General features: G+C 70.7%; 17 protein-coding genes. 8 read left to right on the top strand and 9 right to left on the bottom strand.

What is annotated here, in order from left to right; all coding sequences use genetic code 11:
* Window positions 1-10 precede the first annotated feature (10 nt).
* The 4 genes from egtA (at window position 11) to ACYVK3_RS07635 (ending at window position 5,507) form a co-directional block, all read left to right on the top strand.
* Window positions 11-1,252, top strand: coding sequence for an ergothioneine biosynthesis glutamate--cysteine ligase EgtA (gene egtA, locus ACYVK3_RS07650; protein WP_460496689.1), 1,242 nt, complete (start codon window positions 11-13; stop codon window positions 1,250-1,252).
* On the top strand, window positions 1,249-2,526 hold the full coding sequence (gene egtB, locus ACYVK3_RS07645; protein WP_460496688.1) for an ergothioneine biosynthesis protein EgtB: 1,278 nt from the start codon (window positions 1,249-1,251) through the stop codon (window positions 2,524-2,526). Before egtA ends, egtB begins: the two co-directional genes overlap by 4 nt.
* Window positions 2,523-3,482 (top strand): L-histidine N(alpha)-methyltransferase, encoded by a 960-nt coding sequence (gene egtD / locus ACYVK3_RS07640; protein ID WP_460496687.1) that lies wholly within the window; start codon window positions 2,523-2,525, stop codon window positions 3,480-3,482. The genes egtB and egtD overlap by 4 nt, the downstream gene beginning before the upstream one ends.
* Before the next feature lie 417 nt (window positions 3,483-3,899).
* Window positions 3,900-5,507, top strand: a complete 1,608-nt coding sequence (locus ACYVK3_RS07635; protein ID WP_460496686.1) for an HNH endonuclease signature motif containing protein — start codon at window positions 3,900-3,902, stop codon at window positions 5,505-5,507.
* A 334-nt stretch (window positions 5,508-5,841) separates the two neighbouring features.
* Here the strand turns inward: ACYVK3_RS07635 and ACYVK3_RS07630 are convergent, their stop codons facing one another.
* Window positions 5,842-7,011 (bottom strand): acyl-CoA dehydrogenase family protein, encoded by a 1,170-nt coding sequence (locus ACYVK3_RS07630; protein WP_460496685.1) that lies wholly within the window; start codon window positions 7,009-7,011, stop codon window positions 5,842-5,844.
* A 272-nt stretch (window positions 7,012-7,283) separates the two neighbouring features.
* Between ACYVK3_RS07630 and ACYVK3_RS07625 the strand changes: the two genes are divergently transcribed.
* The gene (locus ACYVK3_RS07625) at window positions 7,284-8,684 is read left to right on the top strand and encodes a UDP-glucose dehydrogenase family protein (protein WP_460496683.1); all 1,401 of its coding nucleotides are present in this window, start codon (window positions 7,284-7,286) and stop codon (window positions 8,682-8,684) included.
* Between the two features lie 17 nt (window positions 8,685-8,701).
* Here ACYVK3_RS07625 and ACYVK3_RS07620 read toward each other — a convergent pair whose 3' ends face one another.
* The 7 genes from ACYVK3_RS07620 to ACYVK3_RS07590 all read right to left on the bottom strand — a co-directional run bounded on the left by ACYVK3_RS07620 (window position 8,702) and on the right by ACYVK3_RS07590 (window position 15,948).
* Entirely contained in the window at window positions 8,702-8,965 is a 264-nt protein-coding gene (locus tag ACYVK3_RS07620) for a hypothetical protein (protein WP_460496682.1), read from the bottom strand.
* 5 nt (window positions 8,966-8,970) lie between these two features.
* Window positions 8,971-9,561, bottom strand: coding sequence for a non-oxidative hydroxyarylic acid decarboxylases subunit B (locus tag ACYVK3_RS07615; RefSeq protein WP_460496681.1), 591 nt, complete (start codon window positions 9,559-9,561; stop codon window positions 8,971-8,973).
* A 111-nt stretch (window positions 9,562-9,672) separates the two neighbouring features.
* Window positions 9,673-10,140 (bottom strand): hypothetical protein, encoded by a 468-nt coding sequence (locus ACYVK3_RS07610; protein WP_460496680.1) that lies wholly within the window; start codon window positions 10,138-10,140, stop codon window positions 9,673-9,675.
* A gap of 92 nt (window positions 10,141-10,232) precedes the next feature.
* Window positions 10,233-12,200 (bottom strand): CDP-alcohol phosphatidyltransferase family protein, encoded by a 1,968-nt coding sequence (locus ACYVK3_RS07605; protein ID WP_460496679.1) that lies wholly within the window; start codon window positions 12,198-12,200, stop codon window positions 10,233-10,235.
* Window positions 12,197-13,039, bottom strand: coding sequence for an ABC transporter ATP-binding protein (locus tag ACYVK3_RS07600; protein ID WP_460496678.1), 843 nt, complete (start codon window positions 13,037-13,039; stop codon window positions 12,197-12,199). The genes ACYVK3_RS07605 and ACYVK3_RS07600 overlap by 4 nt, the downstream gene beginning before the upstream one ends.
* Before the next feature lie 105 nt (window positions 13,040-13,144).
* Window positions 13,145-13,495, bottom strand: a complete 351-nt coding sequence (locus ACYVK3_RS07595) for a hypothetical protein (protein ID WP_460496677.1) — start codon at window positions 13,493-13,495, stop codon at window positions 13,145-13,147.
* Window positions 13,496-13,506: 11 nt separating this feature from the next.
* Complete coding sequence (locus ACYVK3_RS07590; protein ID WP_460496676.1) at window positions 13,507-15,948, bottom strand: glycosyltransferase; 2,442 nt, start codon at window positions 15,946-15,948, stop codon at window positions 13,507-13,509.
* A 161-nt stretch (window positions 15,949-16,109) separates the two neighbouring features.
* On the opposite strand from ACYVK3_RS07590, the gene ACYVK3_RS07585 reads away from it, so the two are divergent.
* Both ACYVK3_RS07585 and ACYVK3_RS07580 read left to right on the top strand, forming a co-directional pair.
* Window positions 16,110-17,609 (top strand): glycosyltransferase family 2 protein, encoded by a 1,500-nt coding sequence (locus ACYVK3_RS07585; protein WP_460496674.1) that lies wholly within the window; start codon window positions 16,110-16,112, stop codon window positions 17,607-17,609.
* A 9-nt stretch (window positions 17,610-17,618) separates the two neighbouring features.
* Window positions 17,619-19,067, top strand: a complete 1,449-nt coding sequence (locus tag ACYVK3_RS07580) for a glycosyltransferase family 2 protein (protein WP_460496673.1) — start codon at window positions 17,619-17,621, stop codon at window positions 19,065-19,067.
* On the opposite strand, the gene ACYVK3_RS07575 is transcribed toward ACYVK3_RS07580, so the two are convergent.
* Window positions 18,978-20,096, bottom strand: a complete 1,119-nt coding sequence (locus ACYVK3_RS07575) for a glycosyltransferase family 2 protein (protein WP_460496672.1) — start codon at window positions 20,094-20,096, stop codon at window positions 18,978-18,980. The genes ACYVK3_RS07580 and ACYVK3_RS07575 overlap by 90 nt on opposite strands.
* Before the next feature lie 343 nt (window positions 20,097-20,439).
* On the opposite strand from ACYVK3_RS07575, the gene ACYVK3_RS07570 reads away from it, so the two are divergent.
* The gene (locus ACYVK3_RS07570) at window positions 20,440-21,717 is read left to right on the top strand and encodes a nucleotide sugar dehydrogenase (RefSeq protein WP_460496671.1); all 1,278 of its coding nucleotides are present in this window, start codon (window positions 20,440-20,442) and stop codon (window positions 21,715-21,717) included.
* Window positions 21,718-21,733 lie beyond the last annotated feature (16 nt).

Here is a 21,733-nt window from a genome sequence, read left to right as displayed (position 1 = left end):
GGGCGGTGACATGAACACTCGGATGTCCGAGGAAGAGGCCGAGCACTACATCGGCGAGCGATGCTTCCTCACCGGCAGGCCCCGCCGCATCGGCGTCGAACTCGAATGGCTGCTGCGCAGCCCCCACGACCGCGCCGCGCCCCTCGACTGGGAACGCTCGAAACGAGCCGTCGCCCACCTGACCGAGAACGGCGCGCTCCCCGGCGGCGGCCGCATCACCCGAGAGCCCGGCGGACAGCTCGAGCTGAGCTCCCGCCCCGCCGACAGCCTCGCCGCATGCGTCGCCGACACCGCTGCCGACATGGTCGCCATAGAGTGCGCGCTCGCCGATCGCGGCCTCCTCGTCGACGGCGGAGCCCTCGACGCCTGCCGCCCCCCGGTCCTGGTACTCGACGAGCCGCGCTACCGGGCCATGCGCTCGTACTACGACCACGGTGACATGGGCCTGACGCTCATGTGCGCGACCGCCTCGGTGCAGGTCAACCTCGACGCCGGCGAGCCGTCCGGCGTCCTGGGCTACCGGCGCCGCTGGGAGCTGGCGCACCGCCTCGGGCCCGTCCTGATCGCCGCCTTCGCCAACTCCCCCATGCTCAAGGACCGCCCCACCGGCTGGAAATCCACGCGCCAGGCCATCTGGGCGCGCATCGACCCCGGCCGCACCCGACCCGTCCCCGAAGGCGAGGACCCCCGCCACGCCTGGGCCCGCTACGCGCTGGACGCCCGCCTGCTGTGCCTCCGGCGCGAGGAGCACGAACCCTGGGACGCCCCGCCCGAGCTGACCTTCCGCGCCTGGCTGCGCGGCGAATGCGCCGAACGCCACCCCACGGCCGACGACCTCGACTACCACCTCGGCACGCTCTTCCCGCCGGTGCGCCCGCGCGGCTGGCTGGAACTGCGCATGATCGACGCGCAGAACGAACACGACTGGGTCGTCCCACTCGCCCTGTGCGCCATGCTCTTCGACGACCCCCAGGCCACCGTCGCCGCCTGGGAGGCCACCGAGGCGCTCACCGGCGGCGAGCCGCGTCCACCGTGGCGGACGTGGTTGCGCGCCGCCCGCACCGGCCTCGACGAACCGGACCTGGCCGAGGCCGCCCGGGCGTGCTTCGCCGCCGCGACCGAGGCCCTCGCCCGCACCGACGTCCCCGAATCACTGCGGGTGGCGCTCGCCGAGTTCGCCGACCGCTACGTCGAACGCGGCCGCTGCCCGGCCGACGACCAACTCCCCGCACACCAGGAGATCCCGACATGACCGACTTCAAGACCCGCGCGCTGGACTCCCTCGACGCCGCGCGGCGCCGCACCCGCCACCTCACCGACTGCCTCGACGACGGCGAGCTCACCGCCCAGCACTCACCGCTGATGCCCCCGCTGGTGAGGCACCTCGCGCACGTGGGCAACTTCGAGGAGATCCACCTCGGACGCCGGCTCGCCGGCCGGCCGGCGATGCGGCCCGAGCTCGACGACCGCTACGACGCCTTCGAGCACCCCCGCCGCGAACGGCCGCACCTGCCGCTGCCGGCACCGGACGAGGCACGCGCCTACATCGACGCCGTCCGCGCCCAGACCGTCGACGTGATCGACTCGATCGAGCCCGACGAGGACGCACGGCGGCTGATCGCGCTCGTCGCCCAGCACGAGCACCAGCACACCGAGACCATGCTCGCCACCCACCAGCTCCGGGCGGGCGAGGCCGTCCTGACCGCGCCAGACCCCGAGCCCGCCCCCGCCGGGACCGCCGCCGAGGTCCTCGTCGAAGGCGGAGCGTTCACCATGGGCGCCTCGGACGACGAATGGGCGCTGGACGACGAGCGACCGGCGCACCCGGTCGAAGTTACGGCCTTCTGGATCGACACCTCGCCGGTCACCTGCGCCGACTTCCAACGATTCATCGAGGACGGCGGCTACGAGGACCCGCGCTGGTGGGACGCCGACGGCTGGAAGCACCTGCTCGAAGGCCGGCTCCAGGCGCCCCTGTTCTGGCGCAAGGAGGGCGGACTGTGGACCAGACGCCGCTTCGGACGCACCGAACCGGTGCCCGGCGACCAGCCGGTGATGCACGTCGGCTGGTACGAGGCCGACGCCTACGCCCGCTGGGCCGGGCGGCGGCTCCCCACCGAAGCCGAATGGGAGAAGGCCGCCAGGTGGGACCCCGCCACAGGCCGCACGCGCCGCAACCCCTGGGGCGACGGGGACGCCGACGAGAACCGCGCCAACCTGGGGCAACGGCACCTCGAGCCGGCCCCGGCGGGCTCCTTCCCCGACGGCACGGCCCCCTGCGGCGCCGGACAGCTGATCGGCGACGTCTGGGAGTGGACCGCGAGCGACCTCGCCCCCTACCCCGGATTCCGGGCGCACCCCGACCCGAGCCACTCCGCGGTGTTCTTCGGCGGGAAGTACAAGGTGCTGCGCGGCGGCTCCTTCGGCACCGCCCCCGACGCCGTCCGCGGGAGCTTCCGCAACTGGGACCTCCCGATCCGGCGGCAGGTCTTCGCCGGCTTCCGCACGGCCCGAGACGCCGAGTGAGCGGCTACGCCATCGAGGACCGGCTGCCCGAGGACCACTTCGAACGGCGGCTGCGCGCCGACGTCGCCGAGGGCCTCGGCGCGGTGCGCAGATCGCTGCCGCCCAAATGGTTCTACGACGCCGAGGGCAGCCGCCTGTTCGAACGGATCACGGCGCTGCCCGAGTACTACCCGACCAGAGCCGAGCACGAGATCCTCACCGTCCAAGCCCCGCAGATCGCCGAGACCGAGGCCCGCAGCCTCATCGAGCTCGGCTCGGGGTCCTCGGCGAAGACCCGCGTCCTGCTGAACGCGCTCCGCCCCGAGGCATACGTGCCGGTCGACGTCAGCCGCAGCGCCCTCGAAGCGGCCGCGGCCGGCCTCGCCCGCGACTACCCCAGGCTCGACATCCGGGCCCAGGTCGCCGACTTCCAACACGAGCTGCGGCTCCCGGCCGTCCCCGCGCCGCGACTGCTCGCGTTCCTCGGAGGGACGCTCGGCAATCTCCTCCCCGAGCAGCGCCGCAGGTTCCTCGCCGGTCTGCGGGCCGTGCTCGGTCCCGGAGACGCACTGCTGCTGGGCGCGGACCTCGTCAAGGACGAGGCGACGCTGGTGGCCGCCTACGACGACCGCGCCGGAGTGACCGCCGCATTCAACAAGAACGTCCTGAAGGTCCTCAACACTCGCCTGCGGGCCGACTTCGACCTCGACGACTTCGCGCACGTGGCCCGCTGGAACCCCGAGCGCGAATGGATCGAGATGCGACTGCGCGCCGTGCGCGACCTGACCGTGAAGATCGCCGACCTGGGCCTGGCCGTGCGCTTCGAGGCCGGCGAGGACCTGTTGACCGAGGTCTCGGCGAAGTTCCGGCCCGAGGGCCTCAGGGCCGAGCTCGAAGGCGCGGGCTTCGAGCCGCGGCGGTGGTGGACCGACTCGCTGGGGCGATATGGACTGGCGCTGGCCGTTGTAGCGGGGTAGGCCGCTCTGCCTCCGGAGGGGCCGGTCCCCGCGCCTCGGGAGACCGGGAATGGAGCTTGGGGCGTCGGCGGGAACGGTGTCGGTGGATGGTCGCTCTGCGCCAAGGGCGGCAGCGACGCGGGTGGGCCCTTATCCGGGTTCGACTCCGGGGCGAGGTTCGCGGGGGTGCGGGTTCGAGCGCGCCGCGACGAAGAGGTGCGTCTTTTGTGGAGGTCGGGCGGCGGACATGAGGGACGACGCGGGCGCTGGCCCCAGGTTGTCCTGCGGCGCAAGACGTTCAGTGTGTGAACGGCGGGAAACGTGAGTGTTTTCCCACCCTAATGGGTGATGACAGGGACCCTGTGACCTGGGAGAATAGAGGTATAGCACGAACCGGCGGAAACAGCAGGTTCGTACGAGACATCGAGGAGGTGTCAGATGGCCAAGGCGACCAGGACTCCGGGCAGAACCGAGCGGACCGAACGCGCAGCGGCCATCCACACCGATCTCGATGAGACCGCCGCCCGGATCAATGCCGCTCACGCCCAGGTGCTCTCCAGGGTCATCGAGGCGAACACCTGGAACATCCACCGGGATGTCGACGGCTTCTCGGCCCTGCGCGACTGGCTCGTCTCCACCTTCGACTTCCATGTGCGCATCGCCGCCGACATCGCCGTGATCGCCAAGCTCGCGCGCAAGTTCCGCCTCTTGGCCGGTGCGGGGCGTGCGGGAACGGCGCGGATCGACCAGGTCGCCTACGCGGTCCGGCAGTTCGACAAGACCACCGCCATGAGGACGCACGCCCGCAAGCCGTTTCCCCAGCCCGTGCCTTCGCCGTGGAATCCCGAGGTCGAGTGTGCGACTCCGGAGGCGCTGGCCGTGGAGTTCTGCACCCACGCCCCGCTCGCCGACCTCAAGCGGCACTTGGCCGAGGCCGAGGCGGGCCTGGCCGAGCACACAGAACTCCACGACGAGCTCTCCGAGGCGACCCTGCAACGCCTGGAGATCTGGGAGCAGGACAACGGCATGTGGGGCCTGTCGGCCCTGTTGCCCTCCACCACCGGCCTCATGCTCGACAAGCTGTTGAAGACGGCCGTACCTCCGCCCAGGCAGGAAGAGGCCGACGCCGACGGGGTGCTCCCGCCCGCCGCGGGCCGCAACGCCGAAGCACTGCACCACATGCTCGGCGTCTACGCTTCGGACCCGAACGCCCCGAAGCGGCACGGGGAGACCTGCCAGCTCAACCTCGCCGTCGATGTCGAGACGCTCCAAGGCAAGGACACCGGCCGCACGCCCACCCTGGAGGGCCGCCTCGTCTCCCTGGAGTTGGCGAGGCGGCTGGCGTGCGAGAGCCTGGTGATCCCGATGGTGTTCAACTACTCCAGTGGCGAGGCGATCGAACTGGGCCGGGCGCTGCGGCTGCCGAACACCGCGCTGCGCCGCAAGCTCGTCGCCGAACAGCCCGAAGGCTGCGCCTGGGCCGGATGCGGACGCCCCGCCGTCCAAGCCGAAGCGCACCACATCGTCCCCTGGTGGGCAGGCGGCGAGACCAACGCCGACAACCTCGTTCTGCTGTGCCGCTTCCACCACGGCCGCATCCACACCCCCGGATGGAGCGTCCAGAAGACCGGACCGGGCAAGGCGGTCATCGTCCACCACGACGGCCACCAGGGAACCGATGCTTCCTGCGGGTGCGCTGACTGGCGCACCGATGCCGACATGGACGCCGACTTCCGAGACGATGTCGCCAATGTCTTCCCGACCGGCCTCTACCCCGATGAGTGGGGACCGAACCTGAAAGACGATCTCAACACCGCCGCCGAAGCGATCGAATACGAACGCATCGAAGCGGAGATCCGAGCGGCCCGCGCGAAGCTCCGAGCGGACTTCACGACACCGGCACCCCGGCCGGAGATTGCGACTCCCACGCCACCGGCCGAATCGAAGCGAACTCGCGAATCGGTAGGAGTCGCACCGGACTACGGACCGGCGCCGTTCTTACTTCGCCCGCTGCGGGGAGGCCGTGGCGGGGAAGGAGCCTCATAAACGGCCAGCTCGAAACCGGAGACCCGGTTCGAGCCCTTCTCCATGCCCGGAACCCGAACCGAACCACCAGCCCCCGAACCCGGCGCCAGGCGAGCCCCGATGCGACCTGGCACGGCCCCACCAGCCACCCGTACTCCGCTGCGCAAGCACCTCCAGTGCCGCCGGGCACGAGTCCCCGACCGCCTCCGTGCCGACCAAGCGACACCAGCCACCTGCCACCGCTTTTGTCGCTGATCCAGCGCAGAACGACCATCACTCTCGCCCGTTCCCGCCGATGCCCCCTCGGCCATTGCCGGGCTCATCGGGCCGCCCTGGAAGCTCCGGCCGGTCCGCGCTAGTCGAAGGCCTTGCCTTTGAGCAGCTCTCGGGCCATGACGATCCGCTGGATCTGGTTCGTCCCCTCATAGATCTGGGTGATCTTCGCGTCGCGCATCATGCGCTCGACCGGGAAGTCCTGCGTGTAGCCGTAGCCGCCGAGGACCTGCACCATGTCGGTGGTGACCTCCATCGCCGCGTCCGAGGCGAAGCACTTGGCCGCGGCCCCGAAGTAAGTGAGGTCGGCGTCGACGCGCTCGGACTTGGCCGCCGCGGCGTAGGTCAGTTCGCGTGCGGCGCTGATCTTCATGGCCGCGTCGGCGAGCATGAACTGGACGGCCTGGAACGAGGCGATCGGCTTGCCGAACTGCTCCCGCTCGGCCGCGTACGAGCGTGCGGCGTCGAGCGCCCCCTGGGCGATACCGAGCGCCTGCGCGGCGATGGTGACGCGGGTGTGGTCGAGCGTCCGCATCGCGAGGGAGAAGCCCTGTCCCTCCTCGCCGATGAGCCGGTCGGCGGGGAGGCGCACCGAGTCGAAGTAGACCTCGGCGGTCGGGGAGCCCTTGACGCCGAGCTTCTTCTCCGGGGCGCCGAAGGAGACGCCGGGGTCGGACTTCTCGACGACGAACGTCGAGATGCCGCGCGAACCGGCCTCGGGGTCGGTCTTGGCGAACACGGTGTAGTACTCGCTGACTCCGGCGTTGGTGATCCAGCGCTTGACGCCGTCGAGGACCCAGGAGTCGCCGTCGCGGACCGCGCGGGTCTTCATCGACGCGGCGTCCGATCCTGCCTCGGGCTCGGACAGGCAGTAGGAGAACATCGCCTCGCCGGAGGCCACCTTCCCCAGGTAGCGCTCCTTGGTCTCCTCGGAGGCGTCCAGCAGCAGCGGGAGCGTGCCGAGCTTGTTGACCGCCGGGATCAGCGACGAGGAGGCGCACGCGCGGGCGACCTCTTCGATGACGATGGCCGTGCCCAGCGCGTCGATCCCGGCGCCGCCGTACTTCACTGGGACGTGCGGCGCGTGCAGGTCGGCGGCCCGCAGCGCCTCGTAGGACGCCGAGGGGAACGACGCCGTGGCGTCGGCCTCGGCGGCGTGTGGCGCTACTCCCGCTTCGCACACATCACGCGTGGCAGACCGGATTTCGGAGTATTCTGCTGGCAGCTGGTAGGGGCTGAACCCGCTGGACATCGGTGGCTCCCGGCTGGATAGTCGACGGTGTTACTCGCGAGTAACGATGGGGCGAGTCTAACGCATCCACAATCGGACCGGTGATGAGGAACACCGCGAATTCGCCGACGTTTTCCCGCAACGCCATCGCGCGTTCACGCGTGGAGCAGAATATACGATGGCGCCTCCTCCGGCGTTCGCTTCGCCATAACTGCGGAGCCGCAACACGGCAGGTCCGTTACCAGCGAACCGGCCCGGACACTTACGACGAGCACAGACAGGGCACGTATTCGATGGCCAACGCGACGCAGACCCAACAGTCCTCGCAGAACACCACCACACGTCCCCGCATCTCCTTCCTCGGATGCGGCTACCTCGGCGCGACCTACTCCATCTGCTTCGCCGAGCTCGGCTACGAGGTCATCGGGTACGACGTCGACACCGCCAAGATCGAGGCCTTCGCCTCGGGAACCGTGCCCTTCCACGAGCCGGGGCTGCCCGAGCTACTCAAGAAGAACCTCGAGTCCGGGCGCCTGCGCTTCACCACCGACGTCCAGGACGTCGCCGACTTCGCCGACGTCCACTTCATCTGCGTCGGCACCCCGCAGCGACAGGGCGAGCACTCCGCCGACCTGTCCTACATCGAGGCCGCCGTCACCGACCTCTCGCGCCACCTGAGCCGCAAGTGCCTCATCGTCGGCAAGTCCACCGTCCCGGTCGGCACGGCCTCCTGGGTCCAGGAACTCGTCGACCGCCACGCCCCCGAAGGGCTCGGCGTCGAGGTCGGCTGGAGCCCGGAGTTCCTGCAGGAGTCGAACGCCATGCACGACGTCCTGCGCCCGAACCGCATCGTGTACGCGGCGCAGTCCGAGTGGGCCTCCAAGCTCCTGCGGGACGTGCACAAGGGCATCCTGGAGCTCGCGGCGGTCGAGGACCGCGAGGTGCCGGTCGTCGAGACCGACCTGGCCACCGCCGAACTGGTCAAGGTCGCCGCGAACGCGTTCCTGTCGACCAAGATCTCCTTCATCAACGCCATGGCCGACCTGTGCGAGGTCACCGGCGGCGACGTCACCGACCTGGCCCGCGCCATCGGCTACGACGCCCGCATCGGCAACAAGTTCCTGCGCGCCGGCATCGGCTTCGGCGGCGGCTGCCTGCCCAAGGACATCCGGGCCCTGGCCGCCCGCGCCGGCGAGCTCGGGGTCGGCGAGTCCTTCCGCTTCCTCGGCGAGATCGACCAGCTCAATTCGCGGCGCCGCAGCCACACCGTGCGGCTCGTGGCCGAACTCGTCGACCGGCCCATCGGACCGGCCGGCCCGAGCCTCTCGGGCGTGCGCGTCGCCTACCTCGGCGCCACGTTCAAGCCCGACACCGACGACATCCGCGACTCCCCCGCGCTCGCGATCGCACGCAAGCTGCGCCAGGCCCGCGCCGACGTCGTGGTCTACGACCCCGAGGGCCTCGACAACGCCAAGACCGCGGCACCCGAGCTCAGCTTCGTCAAGACCCTCGCCGAGGCCGTCGCCGACGCCGACGTGGTGTGCGCGATGGTGCCGTGGGAGGAGTTCCGCACGCTCGACCCGGAGGCACTGGGCCGCCAGGTGGCCCAGCGGCGCATCCTCGACGGCATGAACGCCTTCGACCCCGAGCAGTGGACCGCCAACGGCTGGAGCTACCGGGGCATCGGCCGCTGAGCGGCGGGTCCGAAAGCTCAGATATTCGCCTGGGGAGCGCTGGTCGTGATCCTCGTGAACGGCCACGCGTGCGGCGCGCGCTCGACGAGGCCGGCCGGCGGTTCGGGCAGCGTGCGCGGGGCATCGTGGCCCACCACGACGACCACCACCCGTCCGGATGCGGTGAACACCTCCGTGCGCACGGTCTCGCCGAGCCCGGCCACGCCTTCGGTGAGCACCCATTCGAGCAGTTCGCCGCCGAAGCCCGCTCGGGCCTTGGCCTCCCACATCAGCGTGTCCATGTCGTCTACTTTCCTTCGGGGTCCGACCCTTCAGAACCTAGCCCGTTCCAACGCCTGGCCTTCGCGCTGGGCAGACCGAACTGGTCGAGGACGCGCACCACGACGTGGTCGACGATGTCGTCGACGCTCTGCGGGTGGTTGTAGAACGCGGGAACCGGCGGCATGACGACCGCGCCCATGCGCGAGAGCGCCAGCAGGTTCTCCAGGTGGATGTCCGACAGCGGGCTCTCGCGGGCGACGAGGAGGAGCTTGCGCTTCTCCTTGAGGACCACGTCCGCGGCACGTCCGATGAGGCCCTCGGTATAGCCGGTGCGGATGCCCGCGACGGTCTTCATGCTGCACGGCGCGATGATCATGCCGTCGGTGCGGAACGAGCCCGAGGAGAGCGGCGCGGCCTGGTCGCCGTGGCCCCAGCTGTAGTCCGCCAGCTCGGCCAGCTCGGCGACGGTGCGGCCGGTCTCCAGCTTGAGCGTGGTGCGGGCCCACTTGCTGACGACCAGGTGCGTCTCGACGTCCGCGATCTCGTGCAGCGCTTCGAGCAGCCGGACCCCGAATACGGCCCCGGTGGCCCCGGTCATGCCGACGATCAACCTCATGCGAGACCTCCAGTCTCCCGACCACTGAACCGTAGATCCCCGAGCCTGTGCCGCGGCGGCGAGCCCGCCGTGAAGCGAGGTCACTCACGGCTCATGAAGAGCCGCAAGGGGTCATCGCAGGCTCGCCGGCATTCGCCGGCCGGGCAGGAGCGCGAGGAACGCCAGAGCGAGCAGCCCGAGCGACATCGCGGCCTGGACGGGCAGTGAGAGACCGAGCAGGCCGCCACCGCTGCCGCCGTTGGCATCCGGATCACGGACGCCGGGTTCGCCGGCGTCGCCGCCGCCGTCGGGGGACGTGCCGGTCGAGCCGTCGCCGTCGTCACCGTTGCCGTCGCCATCACCATTGCCGTTGCCGTTGCCGTTGCCGTTGCCGCCGCTGTCGCCGTCGTCGGCGTCGGGCGTGCCGTCGCCGTCGTAGTCGGGGGCGCCGGTCTCGGGCGGGAAGACCGGGTTGGTCTCGTCGACGTAGCTCCAGTCCACCTGGTCCGAGTCGTCATCGTGCGGAAGGAATGACAAAGCGCTCACCGCACCGAGGAAGGTCGCGGCGAGCACCAGACGCGGCAGCCGGTTCTTGCGCACAGGTACACCTTAGTTGCAATGCACCAGGGCCGCCCGCCTGTTGCCGGGGATTGATCGAACGGATTCCGTTGAAGGGCTTGCAAGGACGGGGGTCAAGCGCGGGCGGCCCGGAGGGTGCCCGCGACGACGGCGCCGATGAACGTCGCGGCGACGTACACGGCGAGCGCGGCGAAGGTCGCCGTGGCGACGACCGGCTCGGTCGCGAGCGAGGCCGCCGCCGCCGTCAGAGCGATGAGACCTCTGGCGGGCCAACCGAGTCCGAGGTCGCGGCGGCTGACCGGCGAGGCGGCCTTGTCGAGGCCCGCGGCGAGGTCGTAGAAGTAGAGGGCGACGACGCCCAGCAGTGCGAACAGGACCGGCCAGGACACTCCGGCGACGATCCCGGCGGCGGTGATGACACCGAGTTCGACCGCGCGCAGCCCGGCGGGGATGAGCCAGTCGAAGATGCCGTCGTGGTCGCTGCGGGCCGAGGCGAGCCCGGCCAGGACCGCGATGGCGGCGAGGATGAGCGGTGCCGCCTCGTAGCCGTCGGCGGCGCGCCACACGGCGACGCCCGTGGCGGCGACGGCGAACGCGGTCGAGATGACCGGCAGGTTCGAGAAGCGGTGCCGGTTGGCGGGCATGAGCCTGGCGAGGACGCCGTCGTCACGGTGGGCCGGCCGGTCGGGTCGGCGCAGCGCGGGGGTGCGGGCGGCGAAGGTGCGCAGCAGCCGCCCGGCGCTGGTGTAGGCGAGGGCTATGAGCTGCCAGGTCAGCAGGGCCGCGATGGCGATCTTGGGGCCGAAGGCGACGGCGGCGACGGCCAGCAGGAGCCAGCGTTCGCCGACGCCGGCGACGATGGTGCGCTTGGCCCAGTACAACGGTGACCGGTGGGCGCCCATGACCTGCTCCGAGGCCGAGCCGAGCCGATGCCCGAGGTGGGCGGCGCGTCCGACCGGCGGGGCGGTCTCGCGCTTGCGAGCCTGGCGGACGACGGCGGTGTCGAGCAGGACGGCGTACCAGGTGTCGGCGGTGTGCCTGACGGTCTGGGCGATCATGGCGGCGATGGCGATGCCCCAGGCCGCGGCGGTGGAGCCGTCGAGGGCGGCGCCGGCGGCGAGGCCGGCGTAGATCGCGTACTCCTTGCCGCGGTCGGCCATCATGTCGAGCCAGCCGCCGAAGGCGGAGAAGTTCTGGGTGTAGCGGGCGAGCTGGCCGTCGACGCAGTCGAACACGAAGCTGAGGTACATGAGGGCGGCGGCCAGGAGGTACCACCAGCCGGCCCCGGAGGCGAAGATCGCGGCGGCGCCCAGGGCGAGGGCGATCGAGACCCAGGTGATGGGCGTCGGCGCGAAGCCCAGGCGCGCGCAGAGCTTGACGAGCTTCGGGGTCCAGGAGGAGACGGCGTACGTGGCGAACAGGTCGTCGTCGTGTTTGACGGCGTTGCCGAGCCGCCAGGCGTCCATGTCGACGGCCTCGAACTCGGCGATCGTCGCGGCGGCTTCGTCGGCGTCGGCGACCTGGCGGTGCGCGAGCCCGGACGTGCGGTAGGCGTTGACGGGGATGGCGCGGGCGTGCAGGGCCGCCAGGACGGATTCGAAGGCGTCGCCCTGGGTTTCGGCGGGCCAGTGGCGGCGCAGGCGGCTCAGATGGGCGGCCGAGACCTTCGCGAGGCCGCCGAGTCGGGCCGGGCCGGGCCCGGGGCCGGTGATCAGGCCGCGTTCGACGCTCACGGGCGATGCGGCCGGGTCGTCGGTGCCGACCAGGACGCCCGAGCGCCGCGAGGAGTCGGACAGGACGGCGGCGACGGTGACCTGGGAGGCGACGAGGTCGGCGAAGGCGAGGTAGAGCGGGCCCTCGCCGGTGTAAGCGATCTCGCGGACGTGTTCGAGGTCGCGGGAGGGGTCGGCCGACTCGATCTGCTCTGCTTTGACGGTGAGTCCCGAACCGGGCCTGGTGAGCACGGTGATGTCCTCGCAGCCCGCCTCGCGGATCTGCTCGATCAACCGGTCGAGGACCGTGTCGTGTTCGGGTAGGTCGACAGAGCCGCCTGGAGCCGGCAGGATGACGGCTCGACTCACGAAGCCGCCTCGGCGGGCTGGCGGCCCGCTGCCTCCTCGGCTGCCTTCTTGGCGGCGGCCTGCTGCTTCTTCTTCTCGCTCTTGCGCTTGGCCTCGGCCTCTTCGGCCTCCTTGTACGAGGCGAGGGCCTCCGCGACGGTGCCGTCGGTGACCACGCGGCCGGTGTCGAGGAAGATGCCGCGCTCGCAGTACCGCTTGAGGTCACCCTCGGAGTGGGAGACGAACACGAGCGTACGGCCCTCGTCGAGCAGCCCGCGGATGACCCCGTGGCACTTCTTCTTGAAGGCCGCGTCGCCGACGGCGAGCGCTTCGTCGACCAGGAGGATCGGGTGCGGCAGCTGGGTGATGACACCGAAGCCGAGGCGCACCTTCATGCCCGAGGAGTAGTGCTTGACGGGCGTGTCGATGAAGTCCTCGAGCTCGGCGAAGTCGACGATCTCGTCGAACTTGGACCTGATCTCCTTGTTCGTCATGCCGTGGAGCGCGCCGACGAGGTTGACGTTCTCGCGGCCGGTCAGGTCGCCGGAGAAGCCGGCGGAGAGTGCGATGAGCGGCGCGACACGGCCCTCGCGGCGCACGTATCCCTCGTCGGGGATGAGCACGCCGGTGATCAGGCGCAGCAGTGTCGACTTGCCGGTGCCGTTGCGTCCGATGATGCCCACCGAGTCGCCGGGAAAGATGTCGAAGTTGACATGGCGCAGCGGCCAGAAGTCCTCGGCGGCAGCCCCCTGTTTATTGGCGGTGCGCCGGACGAACAGGTCCTTGACTCGGCCCTTCTTCTGCTTGCCTTTGGCGAAGCGGATTCCGAGGTCGCGAGCCTGGATGATCGGCTCCTCCATGAGGGCGGCCCTCCCAGAACAGGTGGTTTACACGGCGCGCCAATACTACCGCTCGTCCGGCCCTCACCGCCTCGGGCCGAGGCGAACGGCCCTGCGAGTCCGTTCTCAGCGGTTCTGTTCCTGTGCGGGAACCATGGCGCCCGCGTGCCGCCGCTCCGCGGCCAGGCGTTCGACCTCGATGGTGGCCAGGATGCGCCGGTAGGTGACTTCGGCGCGCTCAGCGGAGGCGCGCACTTCGACCCGGGCGCGGCGGGACTCGTGCCACGCCAGGGCCACCCCGGCGAGCGTGACCAGGCTCATCAGCAGTGACAGCGACGACACCAGGCGGGCGTCGCCGAAGAGGGCGGCGGCGAGGAGCGCCACGGCGGCGGCCAGCCCGGCGGCGCCTGCGGCGGCGACCTTCTTCGGGGAGGGCCGGCCTAGGCGGCGGTAGACCGCCCTGAGCATTGATTTCATCGGTAGAACACTTAACCCATCAGATCGGTCACGAGTTTGCGGTAGGAGTCGTGGCTGAAGCGCTCGCGCACGCGCTGCTGCGCGAGGGCGCTCTGGCCCAAGAAGCGCTCGAGGTCGGCATAGTAGCCGTCGACCAGGCCGATCACCTCGCCCGGTTCGCAGTACAGCGCCGCGTCGCCGAACGTCGCCTCGAAGCGCGGCGGCAGGACGACGACGCACCCGGCGGCGAGGGCCTCCAGCACGGCTCGGCCGAACGCCTCGTACTGCTTCGGGTGCGGGAAGTAGATCCAGAAATCGAGCTGGTATAGGAACGATTCGACGTCGGTCTCGTTGAAGCCGTAGCAGGTCCATTCGGTCGGCGCGGCGGCGCCGGTGAGGGCGCGGACGGTCTTGACGCCGCCCATGACGCGCACGTCCCAGCGGCCGTCACCGGGGTAGACCTTGAACAGGTCGTCCACGGTGGGCCATTTGGTCGCGTCGTCACGGGAGTGGCGGCCGACGACCGGCAGGACCGAGCGGAAACCGCTGCGGGCTGGAGCGATCGCCGCGTCCTCGAGGATGCCGGGCATGTCGAAGTCGGCCAGGCGCCCGGCGGTGAGCTCGGCGAGCGCCTCACGCACCTGCGGCCCCTGCGGGACCCACAGCGGTTCGACGCCGAACATGACGGTGGCGTTGGCGTGGCAGGCGTCGGGGATGTAGCGGATGTCCGAGCCGTCGCGTTCGGCCGGGGCCTGGTTGGCCAGGACGATCATGCGATTCGGCCGCACGCCGGAGCGCTCGCCGGAGCGGTACTGGAGGATCGGCGGGTAACGCAGGACCAGCAGATCGCATTCGACGTCGTCGGTGGGCAGGACCTGGTCGACTTCGCCGTCGTTGACCATCCGCTGGATCGCCTCGCACATGGGGCGGTCGTCGGTGGTCATGTGCCGCCACGATTCGAGGTGCATGACGGCGATGGCGTGGCCCTCGTCCCGGAGTGCCTTGATCTCCTCGATGGTGGACTTCTGAGGGCCGCCGAACGGTCGCCAGTCGAGGACGAATACGACGTCGAAGTGGCGTCGGCGCTGGTCACGAGCCGCGACGGCAGTGTGGTACGGGGCCCAGAACGGCCGGCGCGGCGGCCGCTTGGGCAAGTACGGGTCGGCCTGTCCCTCGGCGATCCGCTGGTGCCAGAGCGGGTAGGCGGACTGGTAGGCCCGCCGGGACGGGTGCTTCCAGCCGGGGCCGAACTCTTCGCGTGAGAGAGAGCCGGGCGCTTGGCGCATGAGCGTGTCGCGCCGGTCGAGGCGGCGCACGGCCGACTTGCCGAAGGCCGCCGCGACGCGATGCAGGAACTCGGTGTCGGCGCCCTTGCGGACCTCGTCGTAGTAGCCGATGCGGTCGAGGACGCCCCGGCGGAACATCATGGACGCCGTCGACGCGGTCGTCAGGACCCGGCCCGGCCGGGTGACGGTGAGGTCTTCGCCGAAGAGGAAGGCCTCGGAGTAGGTGAGCTGGAGTTCCGGATCGGCCAGGAGCGGGGCGATCGAGTTCGCCAGGCGGTCGGGCACGGCCCAGTCGTCGGAGTCGAGGCCGGTGAGGAACTCGCCGGTGGCGGCGTCGAAGGCGGTGTTCCGGGCGGCGAAGGTGCCGCCGTTGGCTTCCTTCCTGATCACGCGGACCCTGTCGTCGAGCGCGGCGACCTCGTCGAGGATCGGGCCGTACTCCGGGCCGGAGGCGTCGTCGACGACCAGGATCTCCAGGTTCGCCCACGTGCCGGCCAGCAGGGACTCGACGGCGGTGCGCAGTGCGCGGTCGGGCCGGTAGGCGGTCATGACCACCGAGATCTTGGGCCCGCCGGGGACGGCCGGCCCGGCGTCGGCGCGGAGCCGGTCGAACCAGGGCAGGCTCGCGTCGGGGTCGAGTCGGAGCCGCCGCTGGCCGCACAGCCGACCGAGCCGCTTGATCCAGGCGCCTTCGTCGCCGCCGCGGTCGGGGTGGGCCAGGTCGGCCTCGAGGGCGCCGCGCTCGAGCTCGGGCATCGCCTTGTAGCGGCGCAGCAGGGCCCGCATCCGCTCGGTCTCACCGAGCGACCACGCCAGCTGGGCGTGCACGGCCTGGTGGCGGGCGGAGACGCGCTTGGGCCCGCCGAGGCGCAGCGCCAGGTCGAACAGGGCGAGCGCGTCGCGGCGGTCGTCCTCGCCGCCGAACTGAAGGCCGACGACGCGGGCGAGCTCGCACAGCGCTTCGGGATCGATCTCGTTTCCCGCCGGCTCACCCGCGCGTGCGGCCTCGAGCAGCGCGGGGAGCGTCAGCGTCCGGCAGGCCGCCCTGGCGAGCAGATGCCGCGCGCCCGGAGAGCGAGTCCGCAGGGCCGTCGCCCCCATCGTCCCGGGTCGACGAGTCGCCGCTCGCGCCAAGTGGTCGTCGGTCAACCGCGGCGGGTACAGCTCGGTCTCGTCGTCAACGTTCATCTATTTCGTCGTCTCCAGGTCGAGGTCCACATGATCGTTGCCCCTGAATTCACAAAGTATGTGAATATGATTTAAACAATTGTCCGCGCGCGAGTAAACAACGGTTGAACAGGCACGCCGGTCAATGCCTCAGATCGCGAGCGGGATATCGTAAGCCCGAAATGAACGACTCACCGAAACGCCCTCGCATCGTCCGCAATGACTATAGGGCCCTGCGTCCGCCGAAAGCGGCGGACTGGCAGCCGAGCCTCGCGGTGAGCGTGGTCATACCGGCCTACGCGAGCCAGGAGAAACTCGACCTGACCCTCGCCGCACTCGCCGCCCAAACGTACCCGCCGGAACTCATGGAAGTCGTCGTCGTCGACGACAACTCCGCTCCCGCGCTCAGGCTTCCCGAACTGCGGCCCGAACACACCCGGCTCGTCGTCACCTCGAACGACTCCTGGGGTTCGGCCCACGCGGTGAACACCGGCGTCGACCACGCCGACGGGCAGGTCGTCCTGCGACTGGACGCCGACATGGTGGCCTGGCGCGACCACGTCGAGGCCCAGATGCGCTGGCACCACGCCGCCGACTACCTCGCCGTCCTCGGCCACAAGCGCTTCGTCGACTGGTCGGAGGGGGTGCTGACCCCCGAGCAGGTCCACGAGAAGATCGTCTGCGGCGAGGGCGACGCGCTGTTCGAGATCGAGTCCTCGCGCCCGCACTGGATCGAGCGCGTCATCGACGACACCGAGGGCCTCACCGTCCACCGCCCCGACAACTACCGGGTGTTCATCGGCGCCACCGGCTCGCTTCACCGCGACTTCTTCAAGACCGTCGGCGGCCTGACCACCGAGCTGCGCCTCGGCAGCGACACCGAGTTCGCCTACCGGCTCGCGCAGTCCGGGGCCGTGTTCGTGCCGGAGCAGACCTCCTCGGCCTGGCACCTGGGCTTCCCCCAGATGCAGGAGAAGGAGGACGAGGGCCGCACGCAGCGCCTGCCTTACATCGCCCAGCGCGTCCCGCTGCACGGTATGCGCCGCAGCGCCCCGCCGCGCGCCTGGCGCGTGCCCCACGTCGACATCGTCATCCGGACCGGCGACGCCACCGTCGCCGACATCGACGCCGCCGTCGCCCCCGTCCTGGCGGGCACCGATGCCGATGTGCGCATCACCCTGGTCACCGGCCAGGCCCCGCCGAGGCACGACCGCGAGGCGATCCTCTCCGGCGAGGGCGCCCAGCTGCGCCTCGTCGAGGAGATGTACGCGGCTGAGTCGCGCGTGCGCATCGCCACCGAAGCGCCCGAGTCCGACCCGGCGGTCCCCTACCGGCTCCTGCTGCCCGGGCCGGTCCCGCTGCGCACCGACAGCGTCACCAGACTGCTCGCCACCGCGCGGCGCGAGAACGCCGGACTGGTCCTGGCCGAGCTGCGCGGTTCGGCCCCGGCACGCCTCGAGCGGACCGCGGCCTTCGCCCGCGCCCGCCACATCGCGCCCGGCGAGGACACGGACAGGATCGTCGCCGGCATCTGGGGCGCGGCCGCGCACAAGGGCCTGGACGCCCGCGAGCCGGGCAACACCGCCTTCGCCCCCCTCCCGGCCGACCCGGCGCGGCGCCTCGCCCGCCGGTTGCTGAACGCCCGCCAGCGCGCCCGGCTGCGCGCCCTTTTGAAGCGATAGGAGGCCGACATGGCCGGTCCGAGCATCCGCGGCAACGACTACGGGACGCTCCAGCGCCCCGTCGGCGAGTGGGAGCCGCATCTGAGCGTCAGCGTCGTCATCCCCGCCCACGGACGACAGGAGCGGCTCGACGTGGTGCTCGCCGCGCTCGCCGCTCAGACCTACCCCGAAGCGCTGCTCGAGGTCGTCGTCGTGGACGACGGCTCCACCCCGGCGCTCCGGCTCCCCGAGCTGCGCCCGGCCAACGCGAAGATCGTGCCGCCGCTCTCGGGCGGGTGGGCCTCGGCCCACGCCACGAACTCCGGGGTCGAACACAGCGACGGCGACGTGGTCTTGCGACTGGACTCGGACATGCTCGCCTTCGACGACCACGTCGAGTCGCAGATGCGCTGGCACCACGCCGCCGACTACCTCGCCGTCCTCGGCCACAAGCGCTTCGTCGCCTACGAGGACGGGGACCTGGAGCCACGGGCGGTCTTCGAGCGGGTGCGGGCCGGGAAGTCCGCCGAACTGTTCGACCACGAGGCCTCCGAGCCGCAGTGGATCGAGGCGATCATCGAGCGCACCGACGGGCTCAAGGACGCCGACCACCGGGCCTTCCGCGTCCTCGTCGGCGCCTCCTTCTCGGTGCCCAGGACGCTCTACATGACCTCGGGCGGGATGGACGCCGAGGTGATCCTCGGCTCGGACACGGTCTTCGGCTACCGGCTCCACCAGGCCGGGGCCGCCTTCGTGCCCGACGGCGACTCCTCGTCATGGCATCTGGGGCCGCGCCAGATCAGCGCGCGCGGCGACCTCGCCAAGCGCTACCGCAGGCCGCACATCGCCAACCGCGTCCCCGAACTCGACGTCAAGCGGCCGAGGGCGCGGCGCTGCTGGGACACGCCGCTGGCCGACATCGTCGTCGAAGCGGATCCGGGCGCTGAGGCCTGTGTCGACAAGATCCTCGAAGGCACCGTCCCGGACGTGCGGGTGACGCTGCTCGGCGAGTGGCCGAAGCCGCTGCCCGAGCGTCACGCGCCGTTGGACGACCCGGACCTGGACTCGCGCCTGCTGCAGGAGTCCTTCCGCGGCGAGCCGCGGGTGCGGTTCGCCGGCGAGGTCGAGCTCGACCCTGCCGTGCCCTACAGCGTCCTGCTGCCCGCCGCGGTGAAGCCGCGCGCCGGGGCCGTCGCCGCGCTCATCGCGCAGGCGAACGAGCACCGGCTCGGTCGGCTCGAGATCGAGCTGCCGGAGGGGACGGCGCGTTTGGAGCGCACCGCCGCAGCCGCGCGCGCGGCGCATCTGGGCGTGGACATCGCCGATGTGTGGGGCGCCGAGCGCGTCACCGAGGGGCCGCTGGTGGCCATGCTGCGGGGCGTCGGGCCCTCAGGAGCCGGTGGTGGTGCCGGCCGATCGGGCGACGGGCTGGGCCGCAGGGCTCGGCGCGTCGTTCGTCGCGTCATCGGGCGCGGTTGAGACCGGGGCGCGGCCCTTGAAGCGCCGCTTGAGGGTCAGCGCCACGCGGTAGACCTTCCGTAGGGCCTCGTAGCCGAGGTAGGCGCGGGCGGCCAGGAGCCGTTGCTTGAGGCCATTGACACCGCCAGCGGGACGCCAGGCGTCCGGGCCGGGGTGGTAGTGCCGGTACAGCTCCGAGGTGTGGGCGAAGAACTCGCGGCGTTTCTTGGGGTCGACGCGCTCGGTGTTGCCGATGACGAGCAGCAGGTGCCAGACCATGTGGTTGAACAGGGCGACGCGCACGCCCTGGTCTTGGACGCCTTCAAAGTCGTCCCACACGCGGTGCCATTGGGTGAACACGTCGAAGTGGCGGTCGTCGCGGGTGCGGGTGATCGACGAGCCGGCTCGCTGGATCCACTGGTAGCAGCACTCGGTCACGACCGCCATGCGCTTGGCGCGGCGGAACAGCCCGTAGGTCCACGGGATGTCGGTGTACCAGCCCGATGGGAAGTCGAGGTCGATCGCGGTGAGGAACTCGCGGCGGGAGACCTTCGTCCACGGGGTGTGGGTGTAGTCGACGATCTGGGGCCATTCCTCGAGCGTGAAGCCCGTGGGGTCGACCGGGCACCGCTCGGCGAGGTCGCCGAGCTCACCGACTTCGACCGCGCCGGTGTCGCGGACCTTCTCGTGCTGGACGAGGACGACGTCGGGGCGCTCCTCGTCGGCGGTGAGCGCGGTGATGACGCGGTCGACCGCGCCGGGCTTGAGTTCGTCGTCGGCGTCCACGAACCACACGTACTCGCCGGTGGCGTGCGTCAGGCCGTAGTTGCGGGCCGGGCCGGAGCCGGCGTTCTCGGGTGTGGACACCACGCGGACGCGCCGGTCGCGCTGGGCATAGCGATCGGCGATGGCCCGTGATCCGTCGGGCGAGCAGTCGTCGGCGAGGACGATCTCGAGCTGCTCTCCACCGCCACCGACGATCGAGTCGAGGCACCCAGCGAGGTAATCCTCGGCTCGGTAGACGGGGATGACAATGCTCAATGAGGGCATGCAGCGATACTAACCCCGCGCAGTCTCCGGCATCGTCTGCGCAATGCGCCCGAGGTCACCGTGTCGAAACCGTATTCCGGCATGTGAACGGGCGAATATCGGGGATGCCGGAAGCGACGGTCGCGACACGCCGGGAACATCGAACCGCGGGTGAATATTTGTCAATAGAAAGGTGAACAGACGGTTCAATTGATCATTACCTTGCGAGCGAATGACCGAACGGTGAACGCCAAGGGAACACCGATCGTCGTTCGCCCTGCTCAGCGTCCCGAAACGCGTTATTGCTAATCTCGGAACCCGAATCTTCGACTACACCCCGCCCAGAAACGCAAAGGACTCCACTGTGGCATCGAATGAGAACGCGGGCGAGACGCGGATCGATCTCGTCGTCGTCGGGCAGGGCTATGTCGGCCTGCCGCTCGCGCAGGCGGCGAGCGCCAAGGGGCTCACCGTCGTCGGGCTCGACCGCTCGCAGCGCGTCGTCGACGCCCTGAACGCCGGTGTCAGCCACATCGACGACATCGCCGACGAGGAGCTCGCCGCGATGCTCGACCAGGGCTACAGCGCCACCACCGACGCGTCGGTCCAAGCCCGTGCGAAGGCGATCGTCATCTGCGTGCCGACGCCGCTGTCCGAGGCCGGCGGTCCGGACCTGGCGGCCGTCACCGGCGCGGCCCAGTCGGCGGGCGACCATCTCATGCCGGGCACCCTCGTGGTCCTGGAGTCGACCACCTACCCCGGCACCACCGAGGAGGTCGTCGCCCCGATCCTGGAGAAGAACGGCCTCAAGGCCGGCGAGGACTTCCACCTCGCCTTCTCCCCCGAGCGCGTCGATCCCGGCAACCCGGTCTACGGGATCGTGAACACTCCGAAGGTCGTCGGCGGCCTCACGCCCGAGTGCACCGCCACCGCCTCGGCGCTGTACGGCCAGTTCATCGAGACCGTCGTGGAGGCCAAGGGCACCCGCGAGGCCGAGATGGCGAAGCTGCTGGAGAACACCTACCGCCACGTCAACATCGCCCTGGTCAACGAGATGGCGGTCTTCTGCCGCGAGCTCGGCGTCGACCTGTGGGACGCGATCGGCCTGGCCAAGACCAAGCCGTTCGGCTACCAGGCGTTCTACCCCGGCCCCGGTGTCGGCGGGCACTGCATCCCGATCGACCCGAACTACCTGTCCTACAAGGTCCGCACACTCGGCTACCCGTTCCGCTTCGTCGAGCTCGCCCAGGAGATCAACAACCGGATGCCCGAGTACGTGGTCAACCGGGCGATGGCGCGCCTGAACGCGAACGGCCTGGCGCTGTCGCGCTCCCGCGTGGTGCTCCTGGGCGTCACCTACAAGCCCGACATCGCCGACCAGCGCGAGTCGCCGTCCGAGCCGGTGGCGAAGAAGCTCATCGACGCCGGCGCCGAGGTGGTCTACCACGACCCGCACGTCGAGTCGTGGACCGTGGCCGGCCGCGAGGTGGAGCGGGTGGAGGACCTGGGCTCGGCGAAGGCCGACCTGGTGATCCTCTTGACCAACCACAGCGAGTACACCGCCGAGGCGCTCCCCGAGGGCACCGCGGTGCTCGACACGCGCGGTGCGCTGCGCGGCGCCGAGGGCGTCGAGACGCTCTAGTTCACGCCGAAGCGGG

It is taken from the genome of Glycomyces tarimensis, from assembly GCF_054776215.1.
The sequence above is the reverse complement of the archived record's forward strand: the minus strand, read 5'-3'. Positions and strand labels throughout refer to the sequence as shown.